Origin of the sequence: Pseudanabaena sp. SR411, from assembly GCF_002251945.1 — a bacterium.
In the GTDB taxonomy this organism is placed as follows: domain Bacteria; phylum Cyanobacteriota; class Cyanobacteriia; order Pseudanabaenales; family Pseudanabaenaceae; genus Pseudanabaena.
Window position 1 is genome coordinate 67209 of the sequence record NZ_NDHW01000170.1, and the last position, 15880, is coordinate 83088.

General features: G+C 43.1%; 16 protein-coding genes. 9 read left to right on the forward strand and 7 right to left on the reverse strand.

Features of this window, described 5'->3' with window-relative positions:
• Positions 1–25: 25 nt before the first annotated feature.
• Positions 26–763 (reverse strand): hypothetical protein, encoded by a 738-nt coding sequence (locus B9G53_RS17640; protein WP_254923704.1) that lies wholly within the window; start codon positions 761–763, stop codon positions 26–28.
• Positions 764–932: 169 nt separating this feature from the next.
• The gene (locus B9G53_RS17645; RefSeq protein ID WP_094534635.1) at positions 933–2744 is read right to left on the reverse strand and encodes a protein kinase; all 1812 of its coding nucleotides are present in this window, start codon (positions 2742–2744) and stop codon (positions 933–935) included.
• 376 nt (positions 2745–3120) lie between these two features.
• On the opposite strand from B9G53_RS17645, the gene B9G53_RS17650 reads away from it, so the two are divergent.
• The 5 genes from B9G53_RS17650 (at position 3121) to B9G53_RS17670 (ending at position 5737) form a co-directional block, all read left to right on the forward strand.
• Positions 3121–3471 (forward strand): hypothetical protein, encoded by a 351-nt coding sequence (locus B9G53_RS17650; protein ID WP_094534637.1) that lies wholly within the window; start codon positions 3121–3123, stop codon positions 3469–3471.
• A 19-nt stretch (positions 3472–3490) separates the two neighbouring features.
• On the forward strand, positions 3491–3949 hold the full coding sequence (smpB, locus tag B9G53_RS17655) for an SsrA-binding protein SmpB (RefSeq protein WP_094534639.1): 459 nt from the start codon (positions 3491–3493) through the stop codon (positions 3947–3949).
• 142 nt (positions 3950–4091) lie between these two features.
• Positions 4092–4871 (forward strand): TIGR04255 family protein, encoded by a 780-nt coding sequence (locus B9G53_RS17660; RefSeq protein WP_094534641.1) that lies wholly within the window; start codon positions 4092–4094, stop codon positions 4869–4871.
• Between the two features lie 3 nt (positions 4872–4874).
• A complete protein-coding gene (locus B9G53_RS17665) occupies positions 4875–5333 on the forward strand; it encodes a hypothetical protein (protein ID WP_094534643.1) in 459 nt (152 codons plus the stop codon).
• Between the two features lie 5 nt (positions 5334–5338).
• Positions 5339–5737: a hypothetical protein gene (locus B9G53_RS17670; RefSeq protein ID WP_094534645.1), complete on the forward strand. Its 399-nt coding sequence runs from the start codon at positions 5339–5341 to the stop codon at positions 5735–5737.
• A 10-nt stretch (positions 5738–5747) separates the two neighbouring features.
• Here B9G53_RS17670 and B9G53_RS17675 read toward each other — a convergent pair whose 3' ends face one another.
• The 4 genes from B9G53_RS17675 to B9G53_RS17690 form a co-directional block, all read right to left on the reverse strand.
• Positions 5748–7466 carry an ABC transporter ATP-binding protein gene (locus B9G53_RS17675; RefSeq protein WP_176453259.1) on the reverse strand — a complete coding sequence of 573 codons (1719 nt, stop codon included), beginning with the start codon at positions 7464–7466 and terminating at the stop codon, positions 5748–5750.
• A gap of 71 nt (positions 7467–7537) precedes the next feature.
• Complete coding sequence (locus B9G53_RS17680; RefSeq protein WP_071590106.1) at positions 7538–7654, reverse strand: photosystem II reaction center protein I; 117 nt, start codon at positions 7652–7654, stop codon at positions 7538–7540.
• Between the two features lie 272 nt (positions 7655–7926).
• Complete coding sequence (locus B9G53_RS17685) at positions 7927–8601, reverse strand: GAF domain-containing protein (RefSeq protein WP_094534647.1); 675 nt, start codon at positions 8599–8601, stop codon at positions 7927–7929.
• A 261-nt stretch (positions 8602–8862) separates the two neighbouring features.
• Positions 8863–10314: an ammonium transporter gene (locus tag B9G53_RS17690; protein WP_094534663.1), complete on the reverse strand. Its 1452-nt coding sequence runs from the start codon at positions 10312–10314 to the stop codon at positions 8863–8865.
• 859 nt (positions 10315–11173) lie between these two features.
• Between B9G53_RS17690 and B9G53_RS17695 the strand changes: the two genes are divergently transcribed.
• Positions 11174–11950 carry an MBL fold metallo-hydrolase gene (locus B9G53_RS17695; protein ID WP_094534649.1) on the forward strand — a complete coding sequence of 259 codons (777 nt, stop codon included), beginning with the start codon at positions 11174–11176 and terminating at the stop codon, positions 11948–11950.
• Between the two features lie 28 nt (positions 11951–11978).
• On the opposite strand, the gene ftsH is transcribed toward B9G53_RS17695, so the two are convergent.
• A complete protein-coding gene (gene ftsH / locus B9G53_RS17700) occupies positions 11979–13868 on the reverse strand; it encodes an ATP-dependent zinc metalloprotease FtsH (protein ID WP_094534651.1) in 1890 nt (629 codons plus the stop codon).
• Positions 13869–13993: 125 nt separating this feature from the next.
• Here ftsH and B9G53_RS17705 point away from each other — a divergent pair, with 125 nt between their 5' ends.
• From B9G53_RS17705 to psbM, 3 genes are all read left to right on the forward strand, one after another.
• Positions 13994–14389 (forward strand): hypothetical protein, encoded by a 396-nt coding sequence (locus B9G53_RS17705; RefSeq protein WP_094534653.1) that lies wholly within the window; start codon positions 13994–13996, stop codon positions 14387–14389.
• Between the two features lie 236 nt (positions 14390–14625).
• Positions 14626–15519 (forward strand): S1 RNA-binding domain-containing protein, encoded by an 894-nt coding sequence (locus tag B9G53_RS17710; protein WP_094534655.1) that lies wholly within the window; start codon positions 14626–14628, stop codon positions 15517–15519.
• A gap of 136 nt (positions 15520–15655) precedes the next feature.
• Complete coding sequence (gene psbM, locus B9G53_RS17715; protein ID WP_009625880.1) at positions 15656–15775, forward strand: photosystem II reaction center protein PsbM; 120 nt, start codon at positions 15656–15658, stop codon at positions 15773–15775.
• Positions 15776–15880: the final 105 nt, after the last annotated feature.

Genomic DNA, 15880 nt, shown 5'->3' on the forward strand with positions numbered 1-15880 from the left:
AAGGAGGCGCAAAGCGCCTCCTTTTTTATATTTTAGATTGGGCTAGACGCTTGTTCCGCATCAGCACATTTTTACCTTCATTAGTTTGCTCGATCACTAATAACGGTGTTGGTTTCGCCGTTTGATCCCAACTAATCACCGCTAGCCGTCCCTGAATCGTAGGTTGCCAATTCCGATTTACATCTGAGGCAACCACAAAACTTTCTAGCCCAGTCGCCAAATCTTTGAGAATGCTCTGCGAACCATGGGTGGGGATTTTCGCTAGCTTGACATGGATACGAAATAGGGTGCGAATTTGTGAGTCATCATGATGTTCAGGCTGATAAGACACATCAAAAATCACATCGACCTTGCGAACCGTACCACTGTCTTCTTCAGTAGGCATTAGTGCAGGTGCAACTTTTTGGCGGAGGTTGACCTTCATTTGCGCCAAGATAATTTCACAAAAATGAGGTTCTTCCATTCTCATGCTGAGATAATCTAGATTGAACTCACGGGAATGAATCAAATCAGGATTGCGTTCATGCTCATCAATTGTATGCAGAGCTAGTTTTAGCTTTTTGGCGAGTTCATGGGTTTTCAGTCTCTCGATCTTTAGTTGTTGACGATTTTTTTGTAATTGCCAATAATGGTAGGCAGTTGCGCCGATCGCTCCCCATAGTAAGACCAGAAGTAGGCTCACGCCGACAGTATTTTGCAGTGGTAGAGTAGACTGCTCGAGCGCCCCCAGAAAGCCACCTTCTTGATCGCTTTTTACAGTCATTAAAACGTTTGATCTGTACAACATAGCAAAGCCCCAATCATTTAAATAGAAATATCAGAAAGCCGACTTGCCTTAATACCCTATTCTTACTATGCCCACAATTTGCCCTGAAATTAATTTATAGTGCTTCGCCGTAGATTAAAGATGGAGCGGCGAAGCCGCCCCATCTTTAATCTACTTTTGTCAGATTAGCGATTTTCCATTTGCCATTTTCAAAACTCAGGGTGCAAACATATCGTCCCCTTGATGGCTGCGACTGAGTGCGATCGATTTTGCCATTGACATATAGAGTTGGACTTTCAAAAATTTCTACGGTTACATTGGCTTGATTATCCTGAATACCAAATGCTCCAACCCGACTCACCGTAAATTCACCATAGCGATAAAAAGCATTATTCTGCTCTAACCAGTCGATCGCTCCTTTGCGTTTTTCATAGGCTTCCCCTGTAGTTAGTTCAGCCAGCAACTTACGGTCAAAGGGTGGGGCAAACATTTGATTTTTGCTAGCTACCAAATTATTTACGATGTCTACAGCATCAGTCTCAGACAAAGGTGTAATTTGGATTTTGGGAGAAGTAGTTGGGGTCGGACTAGGCACTGCCGTGGGTGCAGAAGTTGGGGTGGGAATAACGGTAGGTTCGATAGAAGCGGATGGACTAGGACTAGCTACGGGAGTTTTGCTAGGACTTTGGGTAACGGCAGCTTTATTAGGAGTGGAGTTATTGGCAGTATTTGTGGTGGGAGTGGATGAACGTGTTGCCATCAAAGCGCCGATCGCGATCGCGATGGCAAAGGCTCCGCCCCATACAGCAATCCATAAACCTTTATTACTACCACTACCATCATTATGATCAGCTTGAATTGGGGCGTAAACCTGTACAGTCTGCTGAGACAATGGTTCATGAGATGGAGCGCGATTTATGGGTGTAGGTGTTTGAGTAGCTGGTGGTAATGGTTGGATTGGTGGTTGTTGAATCAGTGGGGGCGCGATCGCTGGCGTATATACTTCTGTCGGTGGGACTGTGGGAGTTACTTGGGGTAAGACTTCCGTATGCAAATTATGATTGTTGTTTTGATTGTTGTTTTGATTGTTATTGAGACCCACAATCGTGGACTGAAGCCCATTAGCGGAGTTACTTACTGGTTGAGTTGGCAAGTGGCGATCGTCTAGGTTTGCCAAAACCTTACGAATTTCTAAAGCTGATTCATAGCGATCTTTGTAGTGATAGCGCGTCATCTTGGCTAATACATCGACTAATCCCGACTTATTTGGCACAAGATGCTGCCAGATTAATTCTCCTGTTTGATAATCTTCTTGCAATTCACGGGGTGGCAAACCTGTCAGGGCTTGAATGGCAATCACTCCCAGCGCATACAAATCACTATTGGGGCGAGGTTTACCTTGAGCTTGCTCACTAGGCATATATCCCAAAGTCCCGATCGCTACAGTAGCGATCGTGGCTCCCTCTTGATTTAACTGATTTTGAACCTGTTTGATCGCCCCAAAATCGATTAATACTAATTTGCCATCGGATTTACGGCGAATAATGTTGTCTGGCTTAATATCACGATGAATTACCCCATGACTATGGGTATATTCCAAAATGCTTAATAAATCATCAAGGATCTGCATAACTAAGGTTTCACTGAGCCGATAGCCGCGTACCAACTCTAGTTCTAGCGATCGCCCCTCGATAAACTCTTCTACCAAATAAAATTCCCCAGCCTGTTCAAAATAAGCCAGCAAACGAGGTATGCGATCATGACTACCTAATTGAGCAAGGGTTTGCGCTTCACTGGTGAACAAGCGACTCGCCACCTTTAAATATTCGCGATCGCTACTAGCAGGTTTGAGATGTTTGACCACACAAAGCGGCTCATTCGGGATGCGCGTATCATGGGCTAAATAAGTATGACCAAATCCACCCTCACCCAACTTGCTAGCAATGCGGTAGCGTCCATCAAGTAATTGACCAATCATCCGATTACACCATTTTTGTCACAAATATATAGCGATCGCCTTACAAGTAAAACACAAAACCCAAATATGGGAAGTGATGCTTTGCGTCACTTCCCATATTTGGGTTTTGTAAGTTTTGCTTATCAAATAAATGAAGGCGGCGCTTCGCGCCGCCTTCATTTATTTGGGTTTTGATAATGTTGCTGCTCATGCTTTAGGATTAAACGATTTAATGACACCTTGGTTTATGATGGATAAGCTGTAAGCCCTAATAACTAAAATTAAAAAGTGCTAATGTCAAAAAACGGCATAGTACATGATAGGCCTATAGCTTTTAGAGATAGTTTGTAGACAAGGACTAGTAAACTGCTAGCCGAACCAGTTGTTTTGATGATTTATGGCTAGATACACTCAACATTTCTTAGTTGAAATCGCTCCCGAAAACCTACATTCAACGATTATCAAAACGTTGGAGTCTTGTAGCTTGGTAATTACCTATGAAACTGATGACTATGTGATTGCCCAAGAAATCGAGACTAATGCGTCATTCGCCAAAATGGTTACGGTAGAGGTCTTGATCCATCGTTCTGAGATTGAGGGCAATCAGGCAAAATTGACTAGCGTTACCAAGAATGCCGAACTGCCACTTCGGATTAATAATTACTGTCATGGAATCTCTGATCGTGTTTCTAAAGCATTCTGTGACAGTCCAGAATGGAAGCTATTAGAAGTTACATCAGGATATTAGACAGTATTAATGGGAATAAATGGCAAATTACTATCGTGTACTCGCCGAAAATCGGCAAGCTAGATTTAATTACGAAATTCTCGAAACCCATGAAACTGGGATCGAGCTACTTGGCACGGAAGTTAAATCAATTAAAGGGGGGAAAGCAAATCTACGTGATGCCTATGGCATTGTGCGGAAAGGGCAGATCATGCTGCTGAATATGTATATTGCCCCACACCATACGACTAGCGTGTATTTTAACCATGAGCCAACTCGCACCCGTCGTTTGCTGTTACATAAAGATGAAATCCGCAAGTTGATTGTGGCTGTGCAGCAAAAGGGTTTGACGCTAGTACCCCTCAAGGTCTATCAAAAAGATGGATGGATTAAGGTTGATTTAGCCCTAGTACGCCAAAAGAAACTCCACGATAAGCGCGATGACATGAAAAAACGCGATGACAAGCGTGATATTGAAAGGGTCATGAAAAATCGTTAAAACTTAAAAATATTCGTTTATTTGTGCTGATTTGTAAATTAGCGATTGTTCACAAAACCTGTGGTAGTTTAAAAAATATACTGTAGACTTGTTCACCCAAATCAAGTTGATATATTGCATCTCTAAAAATTAAAAAGTTATTATGTTTGCGCCATCTCAATTTGCTATCAATCTTAGTGAAGAATTTCCGAACTTAACCAATTCACCTATTCTTGAGGCTGTAATTCATTGGGAAGCTCATGCTAATAAGCCGTTAGAGCAAATATCATTAAAGGATAAGCTAACCAATCGATTGCCTGAATACCCCATTATTCAGCCTCAATATGGCATAGAATTTAAGATAGAAGGCGTACCTGATGATAGGTCTCAATTTTCACAGCATACACAATGGAATGGCTTTAGGCTTGAAGATAGCCCCAAAAATTATGTAGCTCAATTTACCCATACTGGAATTGCTTTTAGTAGAGTTCAATCCTATGAAAGTTGGGAAAACTTTAAGACTGAAGCCTTGCGGGTATGGGATGTTTTTGTAGAATTAGCAGAGCCACCTGCGATCCGCCGATTAGGAGTCCGATTCATTAACCGAATTCTTTTAAAACAAGATGAGTCAATCTCAACCTATCTCAAAAGTGAGCCATATAGACTTTCTGGACTAGAACTTTCCCCAGAATCGTTTTTTTATCAAGATAATTACAAAGTTGCTGGTTATCCCTATCAAATTAACTTAGTTCGTACTATTCAACCCAATCAAACTGGATCAGGAAGCGAGCAAGCGTTGATTATCGATATTGATGTCTTTACAAATGCAGTTTCTAGTATTCAAGAGGATTTAAACCAACAACTTGCGGAAATGCGTTGGCTTAAAAATAAAATATTTTTCAGTAATATAACTAATACCGCCTTAAATAACTTTGGGAGTTAAGTCATGATTACAGCTATACGAGGAAATACAGAAACTGCTGCTTATATTGATGCAACTACCCAAAAGCAAAAAGGTTACTTTGACCAGTCTGTAGTTTTGGGGAAGCAATCAGCTTATAACGAGCTATATGCTTTTTGGAAAGAATGTCAATTACCAGATTGGGATGGTTATAACGCCCTTGCAGTTCAAGAAAAAACTTTATTTAATGCTTACTGGTTTATTGAGTCACTACCTCTAGGCTACCCCTTGCCCTCTGTTGGGGCTGAACCAGATGGGCATTTAACTCTAGAGTGGTACAGTAATCCTCGCTGGATACTGTCAGTTAGCATTAGTCCCGAAGGCATGTTGTATTACGCCGCCCTTTTTGGTACTAGATCTGAGCGGGGATCAGATCATTTTTGTGGAGAAATACCCCAACCTATCTTGGAATTGATCAAAGAAGTTAAAGGAATAACGGTTTAAAGAGCATGATCGATGCTAATCATGTACCTGATGTGAGTGAGGATGAAATCTTAGCTCGATATGCAATGCAAAGTAACCACTTTCGCAGTAGCGATCAAACTGCAAAGCCTGAACTGTTTATGCCTCATCCTTATCAGGAATTATCTTTAACCCGATATCTCGATGCAACCATTGAAGAAGTACTGGCTTTAGGTGAGGAAACAGCTAGAGAGCTAAATAAAACTTTTTACGGCAGGGCTGACATTCAGGCAATTAAATGTAAAGTTGAGTCTTTGCAGGTAGTGAAAGACCCAACACCAAAAAATCCCAATCATGCAAATATTCAAGGATTTCCTCTTGATAAACTAGAGCAGAAGGCGATCGCACTGGAACTAGCCGCTGATGCTAAATTTTATCCAGTATAACGGTGCTTCTTTAATTGGTTGCCATCATTTCTAGCTCGTAGAGGCTGGCATACACACCCTGTTGGGCAATTAGTTGATCGTGAGTGCCAGATTCGATGACTTCGCCTTGCTTTAGTACGAGGATGCGATCAACGTTGCGAATTGTAGATAGACGATGAGCAATGATGATCGTAGTGCGATCAATCAACAATCGATCTAAGGCTTGTTGAATCAAAAACTCGGTGCTGACATCAAGACTAGCGGTTGCTTCATCCAAAATTAAAATTCGCGGATCGCGAATGGCAGCTCTGGCAAAGGCTAGTAACTGCTTTTGTCCACCCGAAAGATTTGTACCGCGCTCACGGACTTGAGTTGCGTAAGCTTCGGGCAGTTCTTGAATAAAGCGATCGACATTCATCAACTCGGCGGCTTCAACTACTTGCTCGATCGCATAGTCTTCACCAAGAGTAATATTGTCCTTAATATCCCCAGAAAATAGGAAAGCATCTTGCAAAATTACGCCAATACATCGACGTAACTCTGATTGGGTAATTTCGCGAATGTCGATACCGTCGATGAGGATTCTGCCTTTGGTTGGCTCGTATAGACGCGATAACAATCGGATGATCGAGCTTTTACCCGCTCCTGTGGGGCCTACAAGAGCAATTTTTTCGCCTGCTTTCAGTGTGAAGGTAACATCCTTGAGGACATACTCATCGGGCTTGTAACCAAACCACACATGGTCAAAACAAATTTCGCCAGTGCCATCAAGGGGTAGCCTTTTGGGAGATTCAGGATCGCGAATTTCGATGGGTTCTTGCAGGATGGCATTGATCCGTTCAACTGCTGTAAATCCTGCTTGAATCGTGGTAAATTTTTCTGCGAGTTGGCGAATTGGGTCAAACAGGCGCTGCGAAAATAACACAAAAGCTGACAGTTCACCAAAAGTGAGATTTTTTTGAACAATTTGTCCACCGCCTAGCCACAGTACGCCAGCGATCGCCACTAGCGCGATCCATTCCAGCGTTGCCGAAACCGCAGAATCATGGAAAACTGTGCGATTTACTTCGTCTACATACTGCTTATTGACTTTGAGATGTTGGGCGGAGTTAAACTTTTCGCGGCGAAATAACTGAACGATATTTGCGCCAATAATATTTTCTTGCAGAATTGAATTAAGTTCTGATAGGCGATCGCGGGCCTTGAAATTTGCTTTGCGATATTCATACTGGAAATAGACGATTAATGCAGTCACGGGTAGCACCATGATCACTAGCATCAGGGCTAAGTCCCAGCGTAGCAAAAACATGAAAATAGCGATCGTCCCGATCGCTGCAAAATCGCTTAATACACCCACAGCACCAGTTGCGAATACATCACCTAATGCTTCGACATCACTAGTTAAGCGGGTGATGAGTTTGCCAACGGGCGTGCGATCAAAAAAACTAGTTGATAAAGATGTGACGTGACGAAATAAATCAGCGCGGATATCTGCGGTGATTTTTTGTCCAACCTCTTGCACCAAGTAGCCCTGCCAAGACTGAAACGCAAGGCGCACTGCGATCGTCAATAGTATGACTAGGCAAATCCACCGCAAACCCAACAAATCGCCGTTTTTAATTGGTCCATCAATGCCTTGCTGTACCAAAATTGGCTGGACAGCACTAGCGATCGAGAGAGGCACAAGTAAAAGCAGCGATATGACAAGCTGTTTAGAATTTTGCTTTGCGTAAGGCAATAAGCTCAACATCAACCGCCAGTCATTACTTTTGCGAGTTGAAGATTGAGATTTGGCAGAGCTAGCTGTGGGGGTGTTGATCACTATTCGAGATCCCTGTTACCTGGGTTGCGAGATGGATCGCTGTTGAGGAAACCAAACACAAACAAACTGATAAAGAATATGACAGTGATGTAGACCACTATTTTTAAAGTGAGCATAAATAAATAATCTCCGTATAAATATCTAAGAATTTATCCTATGTTAAATCTTATAGGAAAAGATGGGGATTCCTTATACTTCCTTAAGATTGGCTATTTGCTATTGAGTATAAATACTTAAGCTTTGAAATTAAAAGTAGCGCTTCTCGTTGCCTTTAATTGAGATATAACTCACGAATCATCAAGAAGAGAGGAGTGACGCTTCGCGCCACTCCTCTCTTCTTGGGCTTTATGTCCTAATACCCACAAAAACTGGAGTTTTGCTAAGGCTTTTAGGAGGGAAATACTTGCCCTAAAAGTTGCGATCGCTCAATGTATAGAGATATTTGAGAAGCGATCGCCTTTAATAATTTCTCATCTAAATCTGAATAGGCAAGGGTGATTTCTCTGACATTATCTGATGTAATTGAAATATCTTGAACCTTACGATTTATTAACTGAAAAACGCCGCTTGTTCTTTTTTGCGAATCAAACATGGGAACGGCTAAAACTGAACGTGTGTGATATTCAATATCGTAATCAAAAGTCTTGTGATGTTGATATACAGCATCATCTGGGAGATCGCGCACATCAGATAAATTGAGCGTTTCACCTGTCATCGCCACATAGCCGACGATACTATCTTGATTGAGTGGCACGGCAAAGTTGACTAGCGATCGATCGGGTTGAGAATCATTTTGAGAAACTTCAAAGCAGACTGTGTGGACTGGGGCAGAGCGATCGATTAAATAAATACTGCCTGCATCACTTGCTGTCATTTTGCGAGTTGTCGCTAATACTGATTCTAAAAAAGTTCTTAAATCATTGGTGCTAGATAAAGATAAAGATACTGTCAACAGATCAGCAAGCAAGCACTTGTAATAATGCAGTTGCTCTACTAGCACCTGAGGATTTGAGGGGGAGATATCTTCAGATGTGTCTGGTTGCCAGCCTAAATCAGGAGTCATGGATGTCGCCAATATCTTTATAGTGTCCCGCTCAGCACAAATAATACCAAATCTAAAAATGGCACTGCCATTTTTAGATTTTAAAATCCTTACTGGGTTTGTTTTTAATTCACAAAAATGTCGTCACACTTTTGTGAATTAAAAACAAAGTCTTGAGAATTGAGTTTTAGCAGCACAAGCTATCCGAATAATACTAGCAAAATCACCTCAGAAAAACACTAAAAAAAGTAAATGGCAGCGCCAAGCGCTGCCATTTACTTTTTATTCTTCGTCATCATCAAATTGCAGATCATCGATGGGATAAACATCTGGCCAAGCCGATGCCCCATGCTCGTAAACATCAATGCCAATGCGATCAGCTTCTTCATTAACCCGTAGTAGACCAACTGCTTTCAGCGGTACAAACATCAAAAATGAGAAGGCAACTGTAAAGAGCGCGATCGCGGCTACCCCACCAAGTTGTACACCAAGTAAGTCAAAGCCGCCACCCAAGAATAATCCTGCTTTTTTGTTGATGGTCAGAGCGGGATGTCCTAACAAACCAACCGCGATCGTTCCCATCATGCCGCAAGAGCCATGTACTGCAAAGGCTCCCACAGGATCATCAATCTCAAACCACTCAATGATGTCCACGACGACTAGAACCAGTACTCCAGCAACTAAGCCAATCAGTGCCGCCGCCCAAGGCATAATGTACGCACAACCTGCGGTCACAGCTACTAAACCTGCCAACGAGCCATTTAGACCGCAGAATAAGTGCCATTGCTTAAACCGAAAGTAAATATAGAGCATGGCTGCTACTGCGCCAGTCGAAGCCGCTAGGGTTGTATTTACCACAACTAAACCCACTAGCCCTGTATTCTCCAACGTCAAAGTTGAACCCGCATTGAATCCATACCAACCAAACCATAAAATCATCGTGCCAATCGTGGCATATCCAAGGTTATGCGCTGGCGGAATTTGCCCCCATACGCGATTAGGACGTGGACCAAGTAAGTATGCACCAACTAGAGAAGTCCATCCGCCTACAGTGTGGACAACAGAACTTCCCGCAAAATCATGGAAGTTGAGTTTATTTAACCATCCGCCATTATTCCAAACCCAATGGACGACGATGGGATACATCACAGCACCCATAATAAAGGCATAGATTAAATCGCCTTTAAATTCTGTCCGTTCAGCCATCGCCCCCGTGGTGATCGTACTTGCTGTTGCCGAGAAAGCGAACTGAAAAAAGAACAGTGTCAATGTGTTGATCGGGGCAGTGGAACCTCCCGAACCCATGGCATACTCGATCGCCCCATTATTTAAAGTAAAAGCATTACTTAAAAAGAAGCCATCTACTCCAAATAATCCATTACTAGTTGTGCCAAAGGCGATCGCGAAACCAGTAGTCCACCAAGCTAAAAGAGTAACTGCTGCATCAATGAAGTTCTCAGTAAGTGTATTTACTACCCCCGTCTGTCTGACCAGCCCAGCCTCTAGCATGGCAAATCCACATTGCATAAAAAATACTAAAAACCCCGTGATCAGCACCCAACTCGTATCAACTGATAGCTTTAGCTCACTTGTGTTTTTGGTTAAAGACTCTAGTGTGCCTGTCTCAATCGCATGGGCGATCGCTGGCGTAAATGCAGCAAATATTGCAGCCCCGATCGCGATCGCCAAAAAACGTGCAAAATAATTCTTTCTTTTTGTGATGACTTTTGCCATGATTAGATCCATACACTGCTATTTGGATTGTTGAGCATTTACACCAACTCACAAAAATATAGTCATACTTTTGTGAGTTGAAAACTAAAACCAGTAAGGGTTTGCACAACACAAAATGGCATAGCCATTTTGTGTTGTGGTATTACAGTTTGTCTTCAGGACTACTTAGATGGGCTGCTACAACATCAACTAGACCAATCAAAATGACGATTGGATCAGCTAATGCTTTTGATAGAGCTTTATTCCCCTAAAATTGGTTGATTTGCCGCTTATCCCCTTAATTGAAGTTGCCACAGATTATTGAGAGAAATAACAGTAAAGCTGCAAATTGCAAATTGACGTAAGTTTAGCCCTGATTTCTTATACGTTTAAAGGATGATCTGCAAAAGTGTCGATTAGTACAGTCAAGATTGTGGGGGCAACATATGGTCTGCGGTTTTGATCAGTACGTGTGATCACTGTCACAAGAGAATTGTTACACGATCGCCATCTTGATGTGAGTTGGGTCACTACTCAAACCAGAAAAAAGGAAGATACTCTACTCACTAGCGACGTATCTACATAATTTCCCCCCGCAAGAATGCCTCCTGCGGGTTTTTTATATCAAAAATTCTTTGCCCTCCTCCTATAGCAATGCAAGTTTTGCTTAGGACATAAAACCCAAATAGATGAAGGCGGCGCGAAGCGCCGCCTTCATCTATTTGGGACACAAAACCAGAAGACGAGTTGGGGCGCTTTGCGCCCCAACTCGTCTTCTGGTTTTGATTTGATTTGTTCTAATGCAATGGCGACAGCTATAATTTTGTTTGTAAACAATTCGTTACAATATTATGTAGAAAAAATACCAACTCTAAGACTTATGTATTTAACATGGCTAGACAGTAATTCATGGTTGATTGAGATTGCGGACAAACGCATCTTGCTTGATCCTTGGTTGGTTGATGCGTTGATGTTCGGTAATGCTGCATGGTTTTTTAAATCTGAGCGACTTACTCCAAGGGAGATTCCCCAAAATATTGACTTGATTTTGCTGTCACAGGGGTTACCAGATCACGCCCATCCCCCCACCCTGAAGCAACTTGATCGCCAAATTCCTGTAGTTGGTTCACCAAGTGCTGCCAAACTAGTCAGCCAACTTGGCTATACCCAAGTTACGGCTCTTGCCCACGGTGAAGTATTCAGCATTCCCAGTCTATTGGAAATCAGAGCCGTGTTAGGTTCACCTGTTGGCCCCACTACTCTGGAGAATGGATATATTCTCCGAGATCTCGTAGAAGGAACTTCCATTTATTACGAACCTCACGGCTATCATGCTGCGGCAATTCAAGAGTTTGCGCCTGTGGATGTGGTGATTACGCCCATGATTGATTTGAAATTACCTCTGATTGGCACGGTCATTAAAGGTCAACAAGGGGCTTTGCAAGTTGCAAAGTGGCTCAGGCCTCAAGTGATGTTGCCAACCGCCGCAGGTGGTGATTTGACCTATAGCGGGGTCTTGTTGAATATCTTGAAGGCGGAAGGATCGATGGATTCTTTGCGATCGCTATTTACAGAAAATAATATTGCCACCCAAGTGATCGAGCCTAAGCCTTGGGAACGCTTTGAGGTTAAGTTGCAAAAGCTGGCCGTCACATAAAAAAGGGAGCGCTCAGCGCTCCCTTTTTTTAGAACTTCACTGAGACAGGTTTCTTTTCGGGTAGTTTCGTATATTCCCCGACGATTTTGCGGAATTCTTCACCGTCTAAGGTTTCCACGTCTAAGAGAATATCGACTAGGCGATCGCATAGGTCTCGATTTTCTTCGATCAAACGTTTGGCTGTGGCATAACAAGTTTGGGCAATCTGACGGATTTGCCGATCAATGCGATCGCCTAATTTGATGGAGTAATCACTTTGGGGCATAAAGTTGCGCCCCAAAAATACTTCGCCACTTTCGGATTCTAAAGCACCCAATCCTAAATCTGACATCCCGAATTGAGTCACCATTAAGCGAGTTAGCCTTGCAACTTGTTGGAAATCTCCCGATGCGCCTGTAGTGATTTCGGCATCGCCAAAGACTACTTCTTCAGCGGCTCGCCCACCAAGCATCATCGTAATCGTGTCCAAAATCTGCGATCGCGACTCTAAGCCATATTCCTCATCGGGAACACCTTTCGCAAAGCCACCGATACCACCAGAGCGAGGCACGATCGTAATCTTGTCGAGCAAAGATGCATTTTTAAGAAGAGTCATGACCAAGGCATGACCGACTTCGTGATAGGCAACCAAACGTTTTTTAGAACTATCGAGCATCGGCTTCATGCTAAGCCCAATGGTAATGCGATCAATTGCATCGGCAATTTCTAATTCTCCGATCGCTTCTTTATAGCGTCGAGCCGCTAGGATGGCAGCCTCATTCAGCAAGTTTGCCAAATCGGCTCCTGCAAATCCGGGGGTTAAACGCGCCACTGATTCGAGAGAAACATTTTCCTCTAGTTTCTTATTGCGGGCATGGACTTTGAGGATTTCTTGACGACCTTTATAGTCGGGATAGTCTACGGTGATTTGGCGATCGAACCGACCAGGGCGTAGCAAAGCACTATCTAAAACATCAGGACGGTTAGTTGCAGCGACGACAATTACGCCAGAATTACCCTGAAACCCATCCATTTCCGTGAGCATTTGATTCAGGGTTTGCTCACGTTCATCGTTACCACCACCGATACCAGCGCCCCGTTGCCGACCGACCGCATCAATTTCATCGATGAAAATAATACATGGGGCGTTATCTTTTGCCTTTTGGAATAAATCGCGGACGCGGGAAGCACCTACACCCACAAACATTTCTACAAATTCTGAGCCTGACAGCGAGAAGAATGGAACCCCCGCCTCTCCTGCGATCGCCTTAGCTAGTAGAGTCTTACCTGTTCCAGGAGGGCCAATCAGCAATACACCTTTGGGGATTTTTGCGCCTACAGCCGTAAAGCGATCAGGCTGTTTAAGAAATGTAACAACTTCCTGTAATTCTTCCTTCGCTGTATCAATGCCAGCCACGTCTTCAAACATGATTCCTGTCTTTGCTTCGGGCGAGAATCTTGCTTTAGTTTTACCAAAGCTGAGAGTTTGTCCGGGTCCCCCAGGAGCATTGCTAAGGCGACGTAACACCATTAACAATATAAAAATCAACAGCATCGGTACAAAAAATGTACTTGCAAGTTGCCAAATTAAGGTTGGTTGCTGAGGGGCTTTTACCGCGATATCGACATTATTTTCCCTCAGAGCCTTCATCAACTCGGTATTGCCATCACGGGCAATTAAGTCAACCCTGACTTTGCGACCATCTTTTAAAACCGCTTCCGCAGCTAAACCGTTACTTTCGAGATCAATTTTTTGAACGCGATTTTCTTTCACATTTGAAAGTAGCTCGGTATAGCCCATCGTCGCTGCATTTTCACTGTCAGCACGAGCAGCCGTTGGCACTGCGATCGCTACACTTTGCAATATTGCTAAACTTACGACCGTCGTTTTGACGCGCCGCCAAAAGGTTGCCAAAAAGATTTTTTTACCAGAAGACATCACTGCCTGTCGCTCCTTATAACCCTGTCGATGCGGTAATCAGTTGACTTTAATTATCTACTAGTCTAGTGCATTGGCAAAAAAGCTGTCATAAAGTAAAGGCAACTTATCCCCAACAGGAAATAATGACGAATTGGATTGCAGCCAACATAAAGTGGATTTTGCTCTTGTCTGGCGCTCTAACTTGCACGCTGTTTTATGCCGCGATCGCACCACAAGCAGCCCTAAATTCTTTGTTTGGTGATTCTTTAGAAGGTCAACTTTCTGAAATCATTGTCCGTAATTGGGGCGCTTTAATAACTCTTGTGGGCGCAATGCAAATCTATGGGGTGTTTAACCCCCTAAACCGTTCTTTGATTGTGTTTATCTCAATTGTGAGCAAGCTGACTTTCGTTAGTTTAGTGTTGATTTATGGTCGCCAATATCTTGGGCAAGCAGGAGTTGCTGTGGCGATTGATTTGGTAATAGTTGGGTTATTTGTTGTGTATCTGCTTAGCGATCGCCAACAAAAGACCGAATAAGCGAATTGCGCCACTAATTGGCGATCGCTAAGTACTTGTGCAAAATAAATTACAAAAAACCCGTAAAGTTGGACCCCTGCGGGGCGCAACTTTACGGCTATAGTTTGGCGATCGCTCCTAATCCTAAAAAAATGCAGTAATTTTAGGAGAAGATAGATTTACTTCACATTCTTTATGGGTGCTGTGAGACAATTACACTAAAATACACGCAAGCAACGCTACGCATATTCATATCCATGAACGCCACAACAAATATTCAGCCATTTTCTGCCGATGATTTTGCCAATGCCCTCGCCGAGCATAACTACGAATTCGCCGTTGGGCAAACTGTGAAGGGCAAGGTAGTGTCAGTCGAAAGTAGTGGCATTTATGTCGATATTGGCGCTAAATCTTTAGGTTTCCTCCCCATCGAAGAAGCCACGCTCAGTGGTTCTTCGCGCTCCAATAGTGATGCTTTCCCCATCGGTAATGAGTACGAATTTCTGATTATTAGCAGTCAGAATGCTGATGGTGAAGTAAAGCTTTCGGTGCGACGTTTATTATTTAAGCAAGCTTGGCAGACTCTCCGTGATTACCAAGCAGAGTCCAAGGTTTTTGAAACTAAGGTGATCGGCACAAATAGCGGTGGTGTGATCGTTGACTCTGTGGGTTTACGTGGGTTTGTCCCGCGATCGCACCTTTCTGATACCTCAGATCTTGCTAAATTGGTGGGCAAAATGTTGCCTGTGATGGTGTTAGAGGCTGACGAAACGCGCAAAAAATTGGTGCTTTCTAACCGCCAAGCCGCTAAGCTTGCTGCCATGAGCCAATTGTCGAAGGGACTACTGATTACTGGAAAAGTTACCAATATTCGTCCTTTCGGAGCCTTTGTGGAGTTTGCTGGGGTTTCAGGCTTACTGCACGTCAAGGAGATGAGCCAAAAGCCCATCAGCGATCCTACCCGTGTATTTCAAATCAATGACATGATCAAGGCTGTAGTTGTCGATATTGATGAGTCACGCGATCGTATTGCCCTGTCTACCAAGATCCTTGAGCTTCATGCTGGTGAAATGCTGGATAACTCCGCACAGATATTTGCGGAAGCCGAAGATCGTCTAGAAAAGAATATCAGCAAGCTCTGGGAAGCCTAATCTCCCAAAAAGAAGGTGACGCAAAGCGTCACCTTCTTTTTGGTTTTTTTAATTTTTTCGTAAGACTAATCAATTTTGAACTTAGAATATTAGCAGTCATCAAAATCTTTAAAAATCAGCACTCAAATTCAAATTTATGGAAACTAATTTTCTTGGTCTTCTCGCAACTGTCTTAGCCGTATTTGTACCTACCGTCTTCTTGCTAACGCTGTATATCCAAACCTCTAGCCGTGAAGAAGGTCAAAGCAGCAAATAGAAAAAATCACAGCCCTATGGCTGTGATTTTTCCCCCCAAAAAGAGAATGGTGGCGCTTCGCGCCACCATTCTCTTTTTGGGAGTTTCATGCGGCTATTTTTTGGT

What these genes read in the sequence shown, in the direction of transcription:
- B9G53_RS17690 (WP_094534663.1), bottom strand. Translation starts at nt 10,314, where the DNA reads ATGGCAAAAGTCATCACAAAAAGAAAGAATTATTTTGCACGTTTTTTG.
- B9G53_RS17685 (WP_094534647.1), bottom strand. Translation starts at nt 8,601, where the DNA reads ATGACTCCTGATTTAGGCTGGCAACCAGACACATCTGAAGATATCTCC.
- B9G53_RS17645 (WP_094534635.1), bottom strand. Translation starts at nt 2,744, where the DNA reads ATGATTGGTCAATTACTTGATGGACGCTACCGCATTGCTAGCAAGTTG.
- B9G53_RS17695 (WP_094534649.1), top strand. Translation starts at nt 11,174, where the DNA reads ATGTATTTAACATGGCTAGACAGTAATTCATGGTTGATTGAGATTGCG.
- B9G53_RS17670 (WP_094534645.1), top strand. Translation starts at nt 5,339, where the DNA reads ATGATCGATGCTAATCATGTACCTGATGTGAGTGAGGATGAAATCTTA.
- B9G53_RS17705 (WP_094534653.1), top strand. Translation starts at nt 13,994, where the DNA reads ATGACGAATTGGATTGCAGCCAACATAAAGTGGATTTTGCTCTTGTCT.
- smpB (WP_094534639.1), top strand. Translation starts at nt 3,491, where the DNA reads ATGGCAAATTACTATCGTGTACTCGCCGAAAATCGGCAAGCTAGATTT.
- B9G53_RS17660 (WP_094534641.1), top strand. Translation starts at nt 4,092, where the DNA reads ATGTTTGCGCCATCTCAATTTGCTATCAATCTTAGTGAAGAATTTCCG.
- B9G53_RS17680 (WP_071590106.1), bottom strand. Translation starts at nt 7,654, where the DNA reads ATGCTCACTTTAAAAATAGTGGTCTACATCACTGTCATATTCTTTATC.
- ftsH (WP_094534651.1), bottom strand. Translation starts at nt 13,868, where the DNA reads ATGTCTTCTGGTAAAAAAATCTTTTTGGCAACCTTTTGGCGGCGCGTC.
- B9G53_RS17640 (WP_254923704.1), bottom strand. Translation starts at nt 763, where the DNA reads ATGACTGTAAAAAGCGATCAAGAAGGTGGCTTTCTGGGGGCGCTCGAG.
- B9G53_RS17665 (WP_094534643.1), top strand. Translation starts at nt 4,875, where the DNA reads ATGATTACAGCTATACGAGGAAATACAGAAACTGCTGCTTATATTGAT.
- B9G53_RS17710 (WP_094534655.1), top strand. Translation starts at nt 14,626, where the DNA reads ATGAACGCCACAACAAATATTCAGCCATTTTCTGCCGATGATTTTGCC.
- B9G53_RS17675 (WP_176453259.1), bottom strand. Translation starts at nt 7,466, where the DNA reads ATGTTGAGCTTATTGCCTTACGCAAAGCAAAATTCTAAACAGCTTGTC.
- B9G53_RS17650 (WP_094534637.1), top strand. Translation starts at nt 3,121, where the DNA reads ATGGCTAGATACACTCAACATTTCTTAGTTGAAATCGCTCCCGAAAAC.
- psbM (WP_009625880.1), top strand. Translation starts at nt 15,656, where the DNA reads ATGGAAACTAATTTTCTTGGTCTTCTCGCAACTGTCTTAGCCGTATTT.